Origin of the sequence: Salinicola peritrichatus, from assembly GCF_003206715.1 — a bacterium.
GTDB classification, from domain to species: Bacteria; Pseudomonadota; Gammaproteobacteria; order Pseudomonadales; family Halomonadaceae; genus Salinicola; species Salinicola peritrichatus.
Genome location: NZ_PZJU01000006.1, coordinates 166,847 through 185,930 on the forward strand (window position 1 = coordinate 166,847; position 19,084 = coordinate 185,930).

Here is a 19,084-nt window from a genome sequence, read left to right on the forward strand (position 1 = left end):
ACCAGTGGACCGTTCAAGGCATGGACTGTCCAAGCTGCGCCGGCAAGATCCGTGGTGCGGTGGAACGCCTGAAAGGCGTTTCCGACGTTCAGGTTTCGGTGATGAAGGAGACGCTGAGGCTTGGGCTGGACACGCGACAAACCTCGATGGAGCAAGTCGAGAAGACCGTCAAGCGGCTTGGCTATGGCGTCCAGTTCAAGCCCGCTGCCGCTGGACAGGATAGTGATCCGGACGAGAGCCATTCACACGGCGGCTGTGACGGTAGCCAGGCTCACGACCACGACCACTGTCACGGACATGACTATGACCATGACCATGACCGCGACGTGACGATGGCGACAGCCGAAGAGGCCGATACCGAGGGCACGCTCAGTTGGAAGGTCGGCGGCATGGACTGTGCCAGTTGCGCGGCGAAAATTCGTGGCGGTGTAGAGAACCTGCCGGGAGTCTCCGACGTCAAAGTGTCGGTCATGAACGAGACGCTCACGCTGAAGCTCGACGAACAGCAAACCTCGCCGGACAGCGTCGAGAAATCGATCAAGCGGCTCGGTTACAGTGTAACGCCGCGCACCGCCATAACCGGTAATGGCTCCAATGGCGCCAGCTCCACAGCTGACGAAGGCGTCGCCGAGGCAGTGTCGGCCTCACCGAAACGCTGGTTTCTGCATGGCAAGGGCCGGCTGGTGGTCATGACCGGGGCTGTCCTGCTGGCCGCCGTGGCGGTGCGCCTGGTGGCCTCGGAGTCTCTGGCTTATTGGGGCTTCATCCTGGCGTGTCTGGTCGGGCTGGTTCCCGTAGCGAAACGTGCTTTTTCCGCTGCACGAGCGGGCATGCCATTCACGATAGAAATGCTGATGACCATCGCTGCCGGTGGCGCGCTGATCATCGGTGCCGCCGAGGAGGCGGCGCTGGTGGTCTTCCTGTTCGCCGTCGGCGAAGTGCTTGAAGGGGTGGCCGCGGATCGTGCCCGCTCGAGTATTCGCGCGCTGGGTGATCTAGTGCCCAAGAGCGCGCTGGTCGAAGACGCACAGAGGGCGACTCGCAAGGTCAATGCCGCGAATCTGAAGATTGGTCAGATCGTCGTCGCGCGACCCGGCGACCGGATTCCTGCCGATGGGCAGATCGTTGAAGGAACGTCTTCTATCGATGAATCGCCGGTGACCGGTGAATCGGTGCCCAAGAGCAAGACCCTCGACGAGTCGGTCTTCGCCGGGTCCATCAATAATGATGCCGTGCTGCGTATTCGCGTCACCAAGGCGCCCGAAGACAATGCTATCGCGCGGATCATCCGCTTGGTGGAAGAAGCACAGGAAGCCCGTGCGCCCACCGAGCGTTTCATTGATCGCTTCAGCCGTGTCTATATGCCCGCTGTGGTCGGTACCGCGCTACTCGTTGCGATCATTCCTCCGCTACTTTTCGGCGGCGCTTGGGGTGAATGGACTTATCGAGCCCTGGCGCTGCTGTTGATTGGCTGCCCGTGTGCGCTGGTAATTTCGGTACCGGCTTCGATCGCCTCGTCGCTGTCTACCGGGGCACGCCGCGGGCTATTGTTGAAGGGGGGCGCGGTGATCGAGTCCACCGCCAAGGCTAGCCTCGTGACCTTCGACAAGACCGGCACCCTGACCGCCGGGAAACCAGTCGTTACCGACGTGCAAGCGGCTGCCGATGACCACGATGAGGCTGATGTCGTTGCCTTAGCCGCCAGTGTCGAGGCCGGCTCCAGCCACCCGCTCGCCGAGGCGGTGTTGAATCATGCCGAATCGCGTCATATCGCGTTTTCTCAAGGGTCGGACGCACGCGTCATCGCCGGCCATGGTGTCGAGGCAAGCGTGGACGGTCATCGTAGCTATGTCGGTTCGCCACGCTACGCTGAAGACCAGGGCGTACTGACAGAGGCTCTGAAGACGCGGATCGCTGCGCTGGAGGAGCAGGGCAAGACGGCCGTCGTGGTGTTTAGGGACGGCGCGATCGTCGGACTGATTGCCATGCGTGACGAGCCGCGCACGGACGCCATCGACGGCATCAAGGATCTCCAGGCACTGGGCATCCGCTCGGTGATGCTGACCGGTGACAACCCCCGTACCGCGAAAGCGATTGCCGATCCGCTGGGCATCGAGTTCCAGGCAGGCTTGCTGCCTGACGACAAGGTCACGGCAATCAAGGGAATGGTCGCCAAGGACCGGGTGATCATGGTGGGCGACGGGATCAACGACGCGCCTGCACTCGCCACCGCCGACGTCGGCGTGGCCATGGGCTCGGGCACCGATGTCGCCCTGGAAACGGCCGATGGCGCCTTGCTGCGTAATCGCGTGACCGACATAGCGACTATGATTCGTCTGGCTCGCGCCACCATGAACAATATTCGCCAGAACATCACCATCGCGCTGGGCCTGAAGGCGGTATTCCTGTTGACGACCATGTTTGGTCTGACCGGGTTGTGGGTGGCTATCATGGCTGATACCGGCGCCACCGTACTAGTGACGCTGAATGCGCTGCGTCTGTTACGGTTCGAGAATCGACAGGGCCCGACACGCGGCGGTGGAGCCTCCGTCAATGTGCCGCCGGAAAGCTCGGGCCAGGCCGCTTCGCCGGCGAGTGCTTGAAGGCGAGTGCTAGAGCTAGACATCGACCAGGGAAGGTGATCATGGATAGCATTTGGATGGTGTTCGGCCTGGCATTGCTTCCCGCGTTGGGAAACTTCGGTGGCGGGCTGGTTGCGGAGGTCTCGCGGACGCGTGGCATGTCGCATACACAGAAATAACGGATTATTGACATTGAGGACGACGGCGTGGGTATGGAAGCGTCCGCATTGTCGCAACTTGGTCAGCAAGAGAAACGCCTCAATGAAAGCAGCACGGTTCATGCTGTCCTATTGGCAGAACGCCGAGAGTCACATGGTCATCGTAGCGAGAATGGATTCATAAACACTTCCAGCCAGGCATAGAGCCCATGACATCTCCACACCCCCGATCTTGGCGTGGATATGCCGCTGGTCTCGTCAACCGAAAGGTGTCCGCACGACGGCAGGAGCGGTTCAGAAGCAGGCAAGCCCCCTAGGGGGCTTGCTATTCTTTATTGACGCTGTTACATGCAGCCTAGACGGGGCTCTGCTGCCTGTGGTCTCCTAATTCACATCACCAGCCCCGCAATCAGGATCGGCATCACAAACGTGACGGATAGCGGCATCCTCGGGTTGTAAGGTGGTGTGCTCAATACCGAAGCGCCCCCGCAATATCGTTTGCAACTGCGGCAGTATCTCTTCCCATCGTCCCATCGCTTCCACATCAATATGCGCCGCTAGAGCTTGACTGTTTGATGATAGGCTCCAGATATGCATGTCATGGATAGCAAAAACGCCGTCGACCCGGACAAGGGCGCAGCCGACTTCATGTGCATCGATTCCTTCTGGCACGCCTTCCATCAACACTTGCGTCACCTCACGCAGTAGTCGAACGGCGGATACCAGAATCAATAGGCTGACGAAAAGAGACAGGATCGGGTCCGCAATGGGCGGCCCGCCCAGATAAATGACCGCCCCGGCAACCAGCGCAGCGACCGAGCCCAGCAAGTCTCCCATTACGTGCAGGAGCGCTCCGCGAACGTTTATAGTCTGCTCTCCACGCATCAGCGCCCAAGCCACTGCGATATTCACCAGCAAACCGAGCCCGCCGATCGCCAAAACCATGCCACCGGCAACAGCGGGGGTGTCTGCCATGCGGCGGATCGCTTCATAGGCGATAAATACAATCACTCCGAACATAAACAGCACGTTAAACAGGGCTCCGAGAATTTCGGCGCGCTTGAGTCCAAAGGAATGCTGACGCGATGCCGGCTTCTTGGCCAGCCAAGCGGCGAAGGCACCAATCCCTAACGACAATGAATCGGTAAGCATGTGGCCTGCGTCCGATAACAGGGCAAGCGAATCAGCTATCAGGCCGCCGAATACTTCGACAGCTGCAAAACCTGTAGTGAAGACCAGTGCAAACAACAAGGTCTTGCCGCCACTATGGCTATGATTGTGGTCTGACATTGATGCCTCCTTCGTATATTGGCCATCGAGATTCCCCGCGAGCCGCTCTCACTCTCTATCAGGCCATTGGGTCGATATGTTTTTCCGCGCTAATGAAAGGCAGTTTGCACCTGCCACATTACGATTGGATATATTCACAAAGGAAGCCGTGGCTCGCCACGGCTGTCGTCCCGTAGCAGAAGTCATCCTAGTCGCTGGTGATCGTCGTACCGGCGCCAGTGCCTTTGAGCCTTTTCTTCGAGCGGGTGGTGGTGGTCTTGCTTTTTTACTCTCATTCATTTTGAGTCTTCCGTGTGCCAGGCTTTTATCTGCCTTACTTGAGGTAGGACTTAATGACCTGTAGTACCGCGTCCAAGTCTTGTTGCCGCTGCGCCAGTTCGGGCTCCCTGACGACGTGATCAGTCAGGTGCCCCTCCATGACGGCGGCCATCAACCCATTCACCGCCCCGCGAATCGCGGCGATCTGTTGCAGCACTCATCGGCACGCTTTTGTGATCGATAGCCATCACACGAAATGGCCATCGTGAAATAACGAAGAGGCACAAGGAACGTCATGCATGCATGTAGGGGCGCTGCTGGTTGTAGCGCAGCATCAGGTAGAAGCCGATATCCCGTAAAGCCTAACGCACCGATAAGTAACCGGTCGCGGACATCCATTCGCTCTTGTAGCTTCGAAATAACCGCTCCATGGACAAATTGGCCCCGCTTGGAGCGGCGGCTTCTCACATTGTGGGCGGACTTAAACCAGGGGGAAGGTCAATCCGTCAATCTCGATCCGATCATCCTGATGCAAGCGACAGCAGCGATTCGGCTATCGGCATTCGGCTATCCAGTGACATCATGACACTCAATGCAGTTACCACCACGATCGAGATACCGAAGACCTTGCGAGCCCAGGCTTGATCATTGGTGGTTCGGAAGCCTCTGAGCGTAATACTGAGCCAGTAACCGCCCACGGCAACGGCAACGATGGCGTAGGCCCATCCGGTATAGCCGGCAACCGATAGCATGACCGAGGCGATCACGAACAGCACCGTGTAGATCACGATATGTCGCTTGGCCACCGCGATGCCGTGCTTCACCGGTAGAACGGGTATCGATGCCGAGGCGTAGTCGTCGAAGCGAAAGATGGCAATCGCATAGGAGTGCGGCATCTGCCACATGCTGAAAATGATCAGCAATAGCAGGGCACCCAGATCGAACGTGCCCGTCACCGCACAGTATCCGATCACCGGTGGCGATGCGCCGGATAAACTTCCGATCAGCGTGCTGTAGACCGAGTGACGCTTGAGATAGAGACTATAAGCGCCAACGTAGATAGCGAAACCAAATGCCGCGAATCCGGTAGCCAACGGCGTCGTCATCCACGCCAGCAGGCCAAAACCGACGATACCCAGCAAGCACCCGAACAGCAGGGCGATCGGAATCGAAATCTCGCCGGTCACCATGGCTCGAGACTGAGTGCGTGCCATATGGCCGTCGATATCGCGATCGATAATGTTATTGAAAACACAGCCGGACGCGACGACCAACGAGGTGCCCAGTACCACTGCCAGAAATAACCACGGTTCGAAACGGCCACCGGCGGCCAGGAAATAGCCGCCGATGACTGTGACGAGATTGCCGAAGATAATACCGGGCTTGGTCAACGAACTGTAAGCCTTGTATGTCACTTGGCTATCACATCAAATTCAGACGGAGGTGGTGCATGATCCATAGTGATCCCCCGACAATCAGTCCTATGATCACCGCCGTAAATACAAAAAATCCACCAGATTCACGACCCTGCTGAGTTCTAAATTCGAGATGCATGAAAAGAATTAACTGCACCAGGACCTGAACTACCGCCGTGACAATCACCGTAATGGCAGTTGCCAGGATACTGAATTTCCCCAGCATGACTACGCCAAAAGCCGCCAGCGTTAGCGCAATCGATAGAATCAATCCAACAGTATAAGATTTATGGCTACCGTGGCTGGTGCCATCGTGAGAAGTGTGACTATCGTTCATGTCACATCGCTCCTATCAGGTAGACGAAGGAGAAGACGCAGATCCAGACAATGTCCAGGAAATGCCAGAACAGGCTCAGGCACAGCATTCGGGGTTTGGTCACACTGTCCAGCCCGCGTTTGGATATCTGGAAGAACATGATCGCGATCCAGATCAGGCCAAAGGTCACGTGCAGACCATGGGTCCCCACCAGGGTGAAGAAGGCTGACAGGAAGGCGCTACGGTCCGGACCGTAGCCTTCGGCGATGAGGTTATGGAATTCGTACACCTCCATCGCGACGAAGCCAAAGCCCAGCAGGAACGTTACCGCCAACCACTTGAGGACGGCGCCGCGGTCGCCAGCATTCTGCGCCAAGACCGCCAGACCGAAGGTGAAACTACTGATCAACAGCAGAAAGGTTTCGACCAGCACGAAAGGTAGCTCGAAGATCTCCTGCGAGGTCGGACCACCCGCAGTGGCGTTGGCCAGCACCCCAAAAGTGGCGAACAGCGTCCCGAAGATCACCAGATCGCTCATCAGGTAGATCCAGAACCCGAAGATCTTCATTGCGCCTGCGTCGTGGTGCTCATGCCCGTCGTGGGCATGAGCGTCATGTTGCTTGATTGTGTCGGTTGCCATGATTAAGCCTGTATCTCCAACCGTTTGTGGTATTCACGTTCGGTCTTTTCGACCTCCGCGGCGCTGACGTGGTAGTCGGTATCGTTATTGAAGATACGGAACATGAACGTCACGAACATGCCGATGGCCCCCAGACCCGCCAGCCACCAGATGTGCCAGATCAACGCAAAGCCGAACAACAAGGCAAACAGCGACAGGATCGGGCCTTCCGCCGTGTTCCTGGGCATGTGAATGTCCTCGAACTTGGTCGCCAGCTCGCGCTTGAAGCCACCCGGCTGCTGCTTCATCTCCCAGTAGCTATCGATGGACGCGACATCTGGCAGGTAAGCGAAGTTGTAGTTCGGGGGCGGAGAGGAGGTAGACCACTCCAGCGTACGCCCATCCCACGGATCGCCTGTCAGATCACGGTTCTTCTCGCGATCGCGAATACTGACGACAAGCTGGATCACGATGCAGGCAATGCCGCAGGCGATGATCACGGCGCCAAACCAGGCCACGATCATCAGCGGCTGCCACTCGGTCTGTTCGTAGGACTGCATCCGGCGCATGGCACCGAAGAAGCTCAGCGCATACAGCGGCATGAACGCGACGTAGAAGCCGATCAGCCAGCACCAGAAGGAGCGCTTGCCCCATTTTTCACTCAGCGTGAAGCCGAAGGCTTTCGGGAACCAGTACGTGAAGCCGGCCATCATCCCGAACACCACGCCGCCGATGATGACGTTATGGAAGTGAGCGATGACGAAGAGCGTGTTGTGTAGCACAAAGTTCGCCCCCGGCACGGCCAGCATGACACCGGTCATACCGCCCAGGGTAAAGGTGATGATGAAACCGATCGTCCAGAGTACCGGCGTCGTGAACTGGATGCGCCCGCGATACATGGTGAACAGCCAGTTGAAGATCTTCACGCCCGTGGGTATGGCGATGATCATCGTTGCAATGCCAAAGAAGGAATTTACATCAGCACCCGCGCCCATGGTGAAGAAGTGGTGCAGCCAGACGGTGAACGACAAAAATGCGATCACGACGGTGGCCCAGACCATGGTCTTGTAGCCGAACAGACGCTTCTTGGTAAAGGTCGCGATGACCTCGGAGAAGACACCGAACGCCGGCAAGATCAAGATGTAGACTTCCGGGTGGCCCCAGGCCCAGATGAGGTTGACGTACATCATCTGGCTGCCGCCCATATCATTGGTGAAGAAGTGCATGCCCAGATAGCGATCCAGAGTCAGCAGGGCAATGGTCACGGTCAGGATCGGGAACGACAAAATGATCAGCACGTTGGTGCAGAGCGCCGTCCAGGTGAAGATCGGCATGCGAAACAGGGACATGCCCTTGGTGCGCATTTTCAGGATGGTGACGAAGAAGTTGATCCCCGTCAGCGTGGTCCCGATCCCCGATATCTGCAATGCCCAGATCCAATAGTCGACCCCAACGCCTGGACTGTATTTCAACTCCGATAGCGGCGCGTAGGCCAGCCAGCCGGTCTTGGCGAACTCGCCGATAACCAGAGACATGTTCACCAGAATCACGCCCACCGCGAACAGCCAGAAACTCAGGTTGTTCATGAACGGGAAGGCCACGTCGCGAGCGCCGATCTGCAGCGGCACGACCAGATTCATCAAACCGATGACCATGGGCATGGCGACGAAGAAGATCATGATGACACCGTGGGCGGTGAAGATCTGATCGTAGTGTTCGGGAGGCAGATAGCCCTCGGCGCCACCGGCAGCAATGGCTTGCTGCGTTCGCATCATGATCGCATCGGCGAAGCCGCGAATCAGCATGACCAATGCCACCAGGAAGTACATGACGCCGATTTTCTTGTGGTCAATCGACGTGATCCACTCGCTCCACAGGTAGCCCCATTTGCGATAGTAGGTAATGAGCCCGACGATCAGGGCACCGACGATCCCGATGACCGCCGCCGTAACCATGATGATCGGCTCATGATAGGGAATCGAATCTAAACTGAGTTTTCCGAACATGACGTTACTCCGCTGCCTGCGCACTCATGGGCATGGAAGGCTCCTGTGATTCATTATGCTCGCCATGGCTGTCTGAACCTTGGCCAGCTTTGTAGCTTCTAATCAGGTCGCCGTAGAAATCGGGCGATACCTGCGAGAAGTATTCAACGGGATTGGCGATCGAAGGTTCGGCCAGATCGTTGTAGTCATCCGGGAACGTCATGGTCTTGGGTGACTGTTTGACCTTGTCGACCCAGGCCTGGAAGTCGGCGTCCGAAGTGACATGGGCGTCGAACAGCATCTCGGAGAAACCTGCGCCGCTGTAGTGGGTCGAACGACCACGGAAGGTGCCGATTTCGTTACCCTCGAGGTAGACGTCGTTGTTCATGCCGGCCATGGCATAAATCTGGCTACCCAGGTTGGGGATCATGAACGAGTTCATGACGGTGCCGGAGGTGACGCGGAAATGAACCGGCGTATCGACTGGCATGGCCAATTCATTGACTGCCGCGATGCCCTGATCGGGATAGATGAACAGCCATTTCCAGTCAAGCGCGATCGCATCGATGGTCAGGGTTTCATCTTCGCTGGCGATCGGCTTGTGCGGGTCGTAGGAGTGCGACGTCTGCCAGGTCAGAATGGCCAGGAAGAGAATGATGACGCAGGGGATCGCCCATACGAAGACTTCGATGATGTTCGAGTGTTCCCAGTTCGGCGTGTACTTGGCCGCGAGATTGGTTTCGCGGTATTTCCAGGCGAACAGGATGGTCATCACGATGACCGGAATAACCACGATCAGCATCAAGCCAAAGGCTGTAATGATCAGTGACTTCAGACCCTGGCCGATCTGGCCGGACGGATCCATCAGCGCTGAACCACAGCCGCTCAACAACAATGGCACGGTCAGCCACGTCATCACACTCAAATACTTGAGGGAGTTCCTTTTTCTCATCTCACGACCCCAGTGGAGGAAAGCTTTTCGGCCCTGCAACATCGGCCAGCGGCCTGCATCATACGCCGCTCGCCAGGGCTGACAACTCTGATACGACGCCAATTGCGTGACGGGCGCCGGACGTCGCCAACGAAGTAGGGTTTTCGCGGGCGGCATTGTACCGAAAAAAACGCTTCCAAGCAGGCTAACGAAGGGAAAGACACCATCTATGTGGCGATTTGTCGCAGCGTGTCGCGCGGTCACGATGCACCAGCGTTATTCATCCTAGCTTGGCTGCGGCATAACGCGAGTTCCGATACCGGGACGTCGGTCAAACGGCGAAACTGCCTTTGAGAGTCATCTACAGGACATACCATGCGAGATATCCACGGGGATGAGCGAAAACGCTCCCAAGCATAGAGATTCATTGTTGCGCATAATATATATTATGTTAAATATGCGATTTCAAGATCGTTCCTGACCATGTCATGCCAGCCCGGTTCTGTTTGGTGGCCCTGATCCGAGCAAGTGCGTAGAATAATTGGTCCCCCATCGGTTTCAGGAATTTCGATGCTCGATTCGGATGCCCTGCTCAAACAGGCAGACCAGCAATGTCAGGAACGTGGCGTTCGCTTCACACCCATTCGCCGGCGTGTGTTGGAGATGATTTCCAGCACGCCTGGTGGGCTCAAGGCGTACGATCTGCTCGATAGACTCTCCGACGAGCATGCCGCAGCCAGACCGCCCACGGTCTATCGGGCGCTGGACTTCCTGATCGAGCAAGGACTGGTTCATCGCATCGAGTCGCTCAATGCTTATATTGCCTGTCCGTGTCCCGAGCATGTCCACCGGTTCCAGTTGCTGATCTGCCGCCACTGCGGTCGCGTCGAAGAACTGCACCTGGAAGCCGTCGAGGAGCTGCTGTCGCGCACAGCACGTGAACGCGGATTCACGATACAGCGCCAGACCATCGAACTCTTGGGCGCCTGCGACGCCTGTCTAGAGCAATCCTGAATCTCCTGTTTCGATTGCCGTTTGCGGAAAATGCCATGTCCCATCTTTTTCACGATCTCGAACGCTCGCCGGCAGGCTCAAAGGTCGCCCTCGACGATCTTCTGGCCGCCGCCAAGTGGAACGACGACGGCCTGCTTCCCGCCATCGCGCAACAGCACGACAGCGGCGAAGTGCTGATGATGGCTTGGATGAACCGAGAGGCACTGCAGGAAACACTCGCCACCGGCCGCGTGTGCTATTGGTCGCGCTCACGCCAGACCTTCTGGCGCAAAGGTGAAACCTCCGGGCAGCAGCAACATCTGATCGAAGCCCGCTTCGACTGTGATGGCGATACGCTCTTGCTGAAGGTCGATCAGTCCGGTCCGGCATGCCATACCGGTCGTCGCCACTGTTTCTATCTCCGACTGACGTCGACGCTGGGAGAAATCGACAGCGAACCGCTGATTTCTCCGGATACGCTCTATGGCGGGAAGCGCTGAGACCGACCATGCTTGCCAGGATAGCCACTTGGCTGTTTACCGGACTGATCCAGCTTTACCGATACGGCATCAGCCCCCTGCTCGGCCCGCGCTGCCGTTTTTGGCCAACCTGCTCCAGCTATGCGCTCGAAGCGATCCGGCTGCACGGACCCTGGCGTGGTGCCTGGTTGGCCGCGTGCCGGATTCTCAAATGTCACCCCTGGCATCCGGGCGGTGTCGATCCCGTTCCTGAATCGCCGCACGCAAGCTGCCGTTGTCGAAAACCTCGGCGCAGGCAGGATTGAAGCATCGTTGGCGTGAAATCGATGAGTCAGTGCAAAGGCTGATGTTCCCGAGCCTCGCGAGCGATGGCGTAAATGCGCTCGATCATGGCATGCAGGCCATTGCTGCGGGTCGGCGACAGATGCTTGTCGAGGCCGAGCTGGGCGAGAAACGCCGGTTCGCTATCGAGAATTTCCTGAGGCTCGCGGTCATTGTAGATGCGCAGCAGAATCGCGATCAGGCCACGAACGATCGCGGCGTCCGAAGTGGCGTGGAACTGCAGCCGCCCTGTCTCTTGCGTGGGCCGCAGCCAGACATTGGACTGACAGCCTTCGATCTTGTAATCGGCCACCTTGTCGGCATCGGGGTATTCCGGCAACTGGCGTCCCATATCGATGATGTACTGGTAGCGATCCATCCAGTTATCGAACATAGAAAATTCATCGAGTAGTTCGGCTTGGGCCTGTGCGGTGCTCATGTTGTCTCCTATTTGGTGTCGCTTCATTATAAAGCCTGTCGTCAATCACCCCCATAGCGATGGTTTTGCTGATTACGTACATATATTTACGTATTATCTTACGTAATGGCCTATGCTGATCGTCAGGAGCCGCCTGAAAAAGAAACCGCGGCCATATTCAGCAGCGCAAGGGAACTTCCACATGGCACGTAATGGGATTCGTTACGACGATGTCTGCCGCGCTATCGATACTTTAAGACAGCGCGGAGAAGCCGTCAGCGTTCAAAAGGTACGCGAACTTCTCGGTACCGGCAGCTATACCACCATCAGCGATCATCTGCGTGAATGGCGTCTGCGTCAGGATGGCGACTCCGTCCAGGCGATTCCGCGCAACCTGGAGCGCCCCGAAGCGCTCGAGGGCTGGATCGCCGATATCTGGGACAAGGCCCAGCAAGCCGCCTACGAAAAGCTGGCCATCTATCGCCAACAAGCGGACGATCAGATCCGCGAGGCCGACGAGTCACGCCATCGGGCTCAGCGCCAGTGCGAGGATGCCGAACAGCGCCTCGAAGCCTTGAACGAACACATGTTGCGCGTTCAGGAAAGACTGGAGGCCAAGACCACGGAAGCCGCCCATCTGCAGGCAGAGCTGCAGTCATTCAAGTCCAGCCAGGCCCAACAGCAGAAGCGCGTCGCTCAACTCGAACAGACCTGTCAGCGCCATCAGCAGAGCCTCGAACAGGCCGAGAAGCAGCACCGCGAGGCCATGGCCAAGCAGCAGCAGGCTCATCAGGCCAAGCTGGCACAGGAAGAGAAACGTCACGAGTCGGCCGAATCGCGCCTGATGGAACTGCTGGACGACGCCCGTCAGGAACGTCTGAAGCAGGAAAAACAGTACGAGCAGCGTCTGAGCTCCCTGGACCAACGCTGCGAGCGGTTGCAGTTGGATCTCTCCGAGCAACGCCGCCAATACGGCCAGCTGCAGGAGTCCCAGCGTGCCGACAAGATTCACATGGAGAAGCTCGAAAGCGAAAAACGGGTCAGCGACGATCGCTTGCGTGCCATCCAGCAGGAAAAACAGCGTCTGGAAGCCGAGTTGAAGAACCTCCGCGCTGCCAATCGTGAACTGCATGACCGGCTGTCACGCGCCGCCCTGCCCCCGACCGCCGTCTAGGGGCTGTTGACGTTCCATGCACGGCCGCGCCGGCGCCAGTTTTTGTGCGGGGCAAGGCGTGAGGAGCGTGATTTGGTCGTTCCAAATCAACGACGAATAACGCAGCACCGTGCGAAAACTGGCCCGGCCCTTCGGGTTGCGCGGCAAATGGCGCCATGCGGCGTTGCGGGATTGGAAAAGGGAACCACCCTTCCCTGCATCCCGCGCCTGGCCTGGCACCATTTGGCGCAGCAACGCGGTTCGCGCCGAAACGTCAACAGCCCCTAGGCAGCAACCGTAGTTAGCGACCCTGACCGGACGGCGGCAACAGGCCGACTTCCTCGTAGTAGCGTCGCGCCCCCGCGTGCAGGGGCGCCGTCAGGCCCGACTCGATCATATGCTGCGGCGAAAGCGTGGACAGCGAAGGATGAGCGCGGCGAAACGTATCGAAACGTTCGAACACGGCCTTGACCAGATCGTAGACCGTCTGCTCATCGACATCGGCGCGCGTCATCAAGGTGGCACGAACGCCGAAAGTCGTCGTGTCGAACGGGGTATTGGCGTACGTGCCTCCGGGAATGACCGTGACGCTGTAATACGGGTCCCGCTCTAGCAGAGCGTCGACGTCCGGCCCGGTAACATTCACCAGATGCGCCCCGCAACGGCGGGTTGCATCCTCGATCGCCTGCGAGGGATGACCCACGACATAAAAGAACGCGTCCAGGCGATCGTTGCACATGACCCGCGTCATGTCCTCGGGCTTTAGCTCGCCGGCCAGGGCGAAAATGTCTTCCGTCTCCCCCCGCATGTCCAGCAACGCGTCGAGCGTGGCGCGATGCCCCGAACCGGGGTTGCCGACGTTCACCCGTTTACCGATCATGTCATCGAATTGCTGAATTCCGGGTGATTTCGCGACCACGGTAAAGGCCTCGGCGTGCAGCGAGAACACGGCTCGCAGCTCTGGGTCGGGGCCGCTGTCGTAGAAAGCATCGCGACCGTGTAGCGCGGCATATTGAATATCGGACTGGACGATACCGAAATCGAGATCTCCATTACGCACGCCATTGGCGTTGTAGAGAGAGCCGCCAGTCGGTATGGCTTCGCACTCGAAACCGGTCGCTTGACGATACAGTTCGCAGATCTCGCGACCGACCGGCAGGTAGACTCCGGTGACACCTCCCGTTCCCAGCGTGACCGGCTGCGACGTCTCTGCCCTACCCGGCATGGCTGGTAGCATCAGGAAGATCACTATCAGACTGACACAACGGCGCCGAATTTTCGCGTTCACCTGTATCCCCTGCGTAGTGGCCATGACTCGGGTACTACCGTGACTATCGGCCGTTGTCGGTCAAGCTGAAGCGCTGACGCCTCTGGCCTCGCCCATACAAGCAATGCCTCGCGCCACGTGAGCGCAACCGTTACCGGTTATGGAGATGACAGCAAATAAAAAGGAGCGCTCGTGGGAGCGCTCCTCGGGATACGATAGCCGGCAAGGCCGAAGGAGAGTCGAATCAATCAATAGTAGGCGTTGGTCGTATCGGTATGGTCGGTGACGTCACGGATGCCGGCCAGTTCGGGAATGCGCTCCATCAGCGTACGCTCCACGCCTTCCTTCAGCGTCAGATCGACCGCCGCGCAGCCCTGACATCCCCCACCGAACTGCAGCACCGCGACCTGGTCGTCGGTGAGCTGGATCAGGCGAATCTCGCCGCCATGCGAGGCCAGCCCCGGGTTGATCTCGCTATAAAGGATGTAGTTGACGCGATCTTCCAGGGGACTATCGGCATTGACCTTGGGCATCTTGGCATTCGGTGCCTTGATCGTCAGCTGGCCGCCCATGCGGTCGGGATTGAAATCGACCACGGCCTCTTCCAGGAAAGGCACGCTGTTCTTGTCGAGGAAGACATTGAATTTCTCCAGCTCGATTCGCTCATCGCTGGGTTCCTCCTCGCCAGGACGGCAATAAGCCAGACAGGTTTCGGCATAGGGCGTGCCCGGCTGGGTGATGAAGACGCGAACGGCGATGCCATCGACGTTCTGCTTGGCCAGCAATTCGGCCAGATATTCCTGCCCGCTTTCGGTGATCTGAATCGGTTGGCTCATGTCACTGCGAACTCTGCTTGAGATGTCACGTTATGGTAGGAAAAAGCTGGCCTCAAAACAATCCCGAGTGATTTGGTCAAGATAATCCCACCCCGTCGATGTGCTTTCCGCCAAGCGCTGGGGCATCTCGCCAGGCAACGCTTTCTGATACCATGCTTGCCCCGCGTGACGGCGATCGCACGCCCTTTGTCATTCAACGTCATGTCACCCAACGCCGCCGGAGACTTTCTGCCATGGCTGCCAACAACGTCCCTGCCGCCGAGCGTTCGCTCGAAGCACTGACCCGGACACTCAATGAACGTATCGTCATCCTCGATGGCGGTATGGGCACCATGCTGCAGGACTATCGGCTCGACGAGCGGGATTTTCGCGGCGATCGCTTCGCCGATTGGCCGAGCGAACTCAAGGGCAACAACGACCTGTTGACGCTGGCCCGTCCGGATATCGTCGAGACGATTCACCGCGCCTATCTGGAAGCCGGTGCCGACATCGTCGAGACCAACACCTTCAACAGCACCCGGCTGTCGCAGTCCGATTACGGCATGGAGTCGCTGGTAGCGGAGCTCAACCGCGAGGCGGCGCGTTTGGCGCGCGATGTCTGCGACGCCGTCGCCGCCGAGACCGGGATTCCGCGCTATGTGGCCGGGGTGCTCGGGCCGACCTCGCGCACGGCATCGCTCTCCCCCGATGTCAACGATCCGGCCAAGCGCAACGTGACCTTCGATCAACTGCGCGACAACTATACCGAGGCGGCGCAAGCGCTGATCGACGGCGGTGCCGACCTGATCCTGATCGAGACGATCTTCGACACCCTCAACGCCAAGGCCGCGATCTACGCCCTCGAAGCGCTGTTCGAATCCCGTGGCGAACGGCTGCCGGTGATGATCTCCGGCACCATCACCGACGCCTCCGGACGCACGCTCTCCGGCCAGACCACCGAAGCGTTCTGGAACGCGGTGCGCCATGCCCGGCCATTGTCGATCGGGCTCAACTGTGCCCTCGGCGCCGCCGAACTGCGCCCCTATCTCGAAGAACTCGCCAACAAGGCCGACACCTTCGTTTCCGCCCACCCCAATGCGGGGCTGCCCAACGAGTTCGGCGAATACGACCAGAGCGCCGCGGAGATGGCCGCGATCGTCGGCGAATTCGCCGCAAGCGGCCTGATCAACATCATCGGCGGCTGCTGCGGCACCACCCCGGAGCACATCGCCGCCGTGCGTCGAGCGGTCGAAGGGGTGACGCCGCGCCGCGTGCCCGAGCGCCCCGCCGCCTGTCGTCTCTCCGGGCTCGAGCCGTTCAACATCGAGGCCGGCTCGCTGTTCGTCAACGTCGGCGAGCGCACCAACGTCACCGGCTCCGCCCGTTTCAAGCGGCTGATCCAGGAAGAGGATTACACCACCGCACTGGAAGTCGCCCTGGAGCAGGTCGAGAACGGCGCCCAGGTCATCGATATCAACATGGACGAAGGCATGCTGGAGTCCGAGGAAGCGATGGTGCGCTTTCTCAATCTGATCGCCGGCGAACCCGACATCGCCCGCGTGCCGATCATGGTCGACTCCTCCAAGTGGACGATCATCGAGGCCGGCCTGAAGTGCATCCAGGGCAAGGCGATCGTCAATTCGATCTCGCTCAAGGAAGGCGAGGAAGCCTTCCGTCTTCAAGCCACCGAATGCCGGCGTCACGGTGCCGCGATCGTGGTGATGGCGTTCGACGAACAGGGACAGGCCGACACTTTCGAACGCAAGACCGAGATCTGCCAACGCGCCTATCGGCTGCTGGTGGACGAAATCGGCTTCCCGGCCGAGGACATCATCTTCGATCCCAACATCTTCGCCATCGCCACCGGGATCGAGGAACACAACAACTACGCCGTCGATTTCATCGAAGCGACCCGCTGGATTCACGCCAACCTGCCCCACGCGATGATCTCGGGCGGCGTCTCCAACGTCTCCTTCTCGTTCCGTGGCAACAACCCGGTGCGCGAGGCGATCCACTCGGTATTCCTCTATCACGCGGTCAAGGCCGGCATGACCATGGGCATCGTCAACGCCGGCCAGTTGGCGGTCTACGACGACTTGCCGAGCGAACTGCGTGAAGCGGTCGAGGATGTGGTGCTGAATCGCCGCGATGACGGCACCGAACGCCTGCTCGATATCGCCGACAAGTACAAGGGCGACGGTAGCGGCGGTGAGAAGAAAGAGGACCTGGAATGGCGCGGTTGGGAAGTCGATAAACGCATCGAGCATGCCCTGGTCAAGGGCATCACCGCCTATATCGAAGCCGATACGGAAGAAGCCCGATTGGCTGCCGCGCGGCCGATCGAAGTGATCGAAGGCCCGTTGATGGACGGCATGAACGTGGTCGGCGATCTGTTCGGCGCCGGCAAGATGTTCCTGCCCCAGGTGGTCAAGTCCGCCCGCGTGATGAAGCAGGCGGTCGCCTACCTCATTCCCTATATCGAGGCGGAGAAGAGCGGCGACACCCAATCCAAGGGCAAGATCGTGATGGCCACGGTCAAGGGCGACGTGCACGACATCGGCAAGAACATCGTCGGCGTGGTGCTGCAGTGCAACAACTATGACGTGATCGATCTCGGCGTGATGGTTCCCGCCGACAAGATTCTCAAGACCGCGCGAGAGGAAAACGCCGATATCATCGGCCTCTCCGGCCTGATCACGCCGTCGCTCGACGAGATGGTCCACGTTGCCAAGGAGATGAAGCGCCAGGGCTTCGAGCTGCCGCTGCTGATCGGCGGCGCCACCACCTCGAAAGCGCATACCGCGGTCAAGATCGCGCCGCAGTACGACGAGCCGGTGATCTATGTCAGCGACGCCTCGCGCGCGGTCGGCGTTGCCAGCCGGCTGCTCTCTTCTACCCAGAAGGCGGATTACTTCGCCGATATCCAGCGCGAATACCAGAAAGTTCGCGAGCGCAATGCCAAGCGCCGCCCCAAGGCGGCCGATCTGACCTACGCCGCGGCCCGGGAACGCCGCTTCCGGGCCGACTGGGATCGCTTCGACCCGGTCGAGCCGATTCAGCCGGGGCTCACCGTGTTCGAGGATTACGATCTCGATGAGCTGGCCGGATTCATCGACTGGACGCCGTTCTTCATGACCTGGCAACTGTCCGGCAAATATCCCAGGATTCTCGAGGACGAAGTGGTCGGCGAAGCGGCGCGCAACCTGTTCCGCGATGCGCAGTCAATGCTGCGCAAGCTGATCGATGAGCGCCATCTCCAGGCGCGCGGCGTGATCGGCCTGTGGCCGGCCAACAGCGTCGACGACGACGTCATCGAGGTGTATGCCGACGAGAGTCGTGGGACCGTGATCGAGCACCTCCACCACATCCGTCAGCAGAGCGCCAAGGGCCGCGATGGGGTCTGCTACAGTCTGGCGGACTTCATCGCCCCCAAGACCAGCGGTAAGCCCGACTGGATCGGCGGCTTCGCCGTCACTACCGGGCATGGCGTCGACGCGCTGGCCAAGCGCTACGAGGCGGCTGGCGACGACTACAATGCGATTCTGGTCCAGGCCCTGGCCGACCGCTTGGCGGAAGCGTTCGCCGAACGTCTTCACGAACGCGTGCGCAAGGAGTTCTGGGGCTACGCAGCGGACGAGACACTGGACAACGAGGCGCTGATCGCCGAGAAATACCAGGGCATCCGCCCGGCGCCGGGTTATCCGGCCTGCCCCGATCACACCGAGAAAGCGACGCTGTTCCGGCTGCTGGACGCCACCAACAACACCGGCATCGTGCTGACCGACAGCTTTGCCATGTGGCCCGCGGCGGCGGTCTCGGGATGGTATTTCGCCCACCCGGATTCGAAGTACTTCTCCACCGGCAAGATCGGCCGCGACCAGGTCGAGGCCTTGGCAAGACGCAAGGATATGGCGCTTGGCGAGATGGAGCGCTGGCTGATGCCGGTACTCTCATACGATCCGGACGCCGATGAGGGTGAGAATGCCGCACTGGCTTCCTGATGGCCCGGCGTAATAACGATAAGGCAATAAACTATGAGTATTTATTCTTTTGTAGAATAAAACATGCGCGTTAAGGTGCATTC

General features: G+C 59.1%; 16 protein-coding genes and 1 pseudogene. 6 read left to right on the forward strand and 11 right to left on the reverse strand.

Annotated features, from left to right (window positions below):
- Window positions 1-20 precede the first annotated feature (20 nt).
- Entirely contained in the window at window positions 21-2,603 is a 2,583-nt protein-coding gene (locus DOM57_RS02775; RefSeq protein ID WP_239496095.1) for a heavy metal translocating P-type ATPase, read from the forward strand.
- A 521-nt stretch (window positions 2,604-3,124) separates the two neighbouring features.
- On the opposite strand, the gene DOM57_RS02785 is transcribed toward DOM57_RS02775, so the two are convergent.
- The 8 genes and pseudogenes from DOM57_RS02785 to cyoA all read right to left on the reverse strand — a co-directional run bounded on the left by DOM57_RS02785 (window position 3,125) and on the right by cyoA (window position 9,617).
- On the reverse strand, window positions 3,125-4,030 hold the full coding sequence (locus DOM57_RS02785; protein ID WP_071231182.1) for a cation diffusion facilitator family transporter: 906 nt from the start codon (window positions 4,028-4,030) through the stop codon (window positions 3,125-3,127).
- A gap of 313 nt (window positions 4,031-4,343) precedes the next feature.
- Window positions 4,344-4,505: a metal-sensing transcriptional repressor gene (locus DOM57_RS02790; RefSeq protein WP_239496096.1), complete on the reverse strand. Its 162-nt coding sequence runs from the start codon at window positions 4,503-4,505 to the stop codon at window positions 4,344-4,346.
- 76 nt (window positions 4,506-4,581) lie between these two features.
- A pseudogene (locus tag DOM57_RS22185) lies at window positions 4,582-4,728 on the reverse strand (IS3 family transposase); the annotation flags it as partial.
- Window positions 4,729-4,809: 81 nt separating this feature from the next.
- Entirely contained in the window at window positions 4,810-5,703 is an 894-nt protein-coding gene (cyoE, locus tag DOM57_RS02795; RefSeq protein ID WP_110647711.1) for a heme o synthase, read from the reverse strand.
- Window positions 5,704-5,710: 7 nt separating this feature from the next.
- Entirely contained in the window at window positions 5,711-6,040 is a 330-nt protein-coding gene (cyoD, locus tag DOM57_RS02800) for a cytochrome o ubiquinol oxidase subunit IV (protein ID WP_071231184.1), read from the reverse strand.
- Between the two features lies 1 nt (window position 6,041).
- Entirely contained in the window at window positions 6,042-6,659 is a 618-nt protein-coding gene (cyoC, locus tag DOM57_RS02805; RefSeq protein WP_071231185.1) for a cytochrome o ubiquinol oxidase subunit III, read from the reverse strand.
- Between the two features lie 2 nt (window positions 6,660-6,661).
- Window positions 6,662-8,644, reverse strand: coding sequence for a cytochrome o ubiquinol oxidase subunit I (gene cyoB, locus DOM57_RS02810; RefSeq protein WP_110647712.1), 1,983 nt, complete (start codon window positions 8,642-8,644; stop codon window positions 6,662-6,664).
- Between the two features lie 4 nt (window positions 8,645-8,648).
- A complete protein-coding gene (gene cyoA, locus DOM57_RS02815) occupies window positions 8,649-9,617 on the reverse strand; it encodes a ubiquinol oxidase subunit II (RefSeq protein WP_420820211.1) in 969 nt (322 codons plus the stop codon).
- A 507-nt stretch (window positions 9,618-10,124) separates the two neighbouring features.
- Here cyoA and DOM57_RS02820 point away from each other — a divergent pair.
- From DOM57_RS02820 to yidD, 3 genes are read left to right on the forward strand one after another with little or no spacing between them, the layout of a single operon-like run.
- Window positions 10,125-10,568, forward strand: a complete 444-nt coding sequence (locus DOM57_RS02820) for a transcriptional repressor (RefSeq protein WP_110647714.1) — start codon at window positions 10,125-10,127, stop codon at window positions 10,566-10,568.
- A 35-nt stretch (window positions 10,569-10,603) separates the two neighbouring features.
- Window positions 10,604-11,047: a phosphoribosyl-AMP cyclohydrolase gene (gene hisI / locus DOM57_RS02825; RefSeq protein WP_110647715.1), complete on the forward strand. Its 444-nt coding sequence runs from the start codon at window positions 10,604-10,606 to the stop codon at window positions 11,045-11,047.
- Window positions 11,048-11,055: 8 nt separating this feature from the next.
- Complete coding sequence (gene yidD, locus DOM57_RS02830; RefSeq protein ID WP_110647716.1) at window positions 11,056-11,331, forward strand: membrane protein insertion efficiency factor YidD; 276 nt, start codon at window positions 11,056-11,058, stop codon at window positions 11,329-11,331.
- Window positions 11,332-11,357: 26 nt separating this feature from the next.
- Here yidD and DOM57_RS02835 read toward each other — a convergent pair whose 3' ends face one another.
- Window positions 11,358-11,786 (reverse strand): SufE family protein, encoded by a 429-nt coding sequence (locus DOM57_RS02835; protein ID WP_110647717.1) that lies wholly within the window; start codon window positions 11,784-11,786, stop codon window positions 11,358-11,360.
- Between the two features lie 181 nt (window positions 11,787-11,967).
- On the opposite strand from DOM57_RS02835, the gene DOM57_RS02840 reads away from it, so the two are divergent.
- Entirely contained in the window at window positions 11,968-12,939 is a 972-nt protein-coding gene (locus DOM57_RS02840; protein WP_162619428.1) for a DNA-binding protein, read from the forward strand.
- A gap of 280 nt (window positions 12,940-13,219) precedes the next feature.
- Here the strand turns inward: DOM57_RS02840 and DOM57_RS02845 are convergent, their stop codons facing one another.
- On the reverse strand, window positions 13,220-14,206 hold the full coding sequence (locus DOM57_RS02845; RefSeq protein WP_204352844.1) for a TAXI family TRAP transporter solute-binding subunit: 987 nt from the start codon (window positions 14,204-14,206) through the stop codon (window positions 13,220-13,222).
- A 227-nt stretch (window positions 14,207-14,433) separates the two neighbouring features.
- Window positions 14,434-15,021, reverse strand: coding sequence for a Fe-S biogenesis protein NfuA (gene nfuA / locus DOM57_RS02850; RefSeq protein ID WP_110647720.1), 588 nt, complete (start codon window positions 15,019-15,021; stop codon window positions 14,434-14,436).
- A 233-nt stretch (window positions 15,022-15,254) separates the two neighbouring features.
- Here nfuA and metH point away from each other — a divergent pair, with 233 nt between their 5' ends.
- On the forward strand, window positions 15,255-19,001 hold the full coding sequence (gene metH / locus DOM57_RS02855) for a methionine synthase (protein WP_110647721.1): 3,747 nt from the start codon (window positions 15,255-15,257) through the stop codon (window positions 18,999-19,001).
- Window positions 19,002-19,084 lie beyond the last annotated feature (83 nt).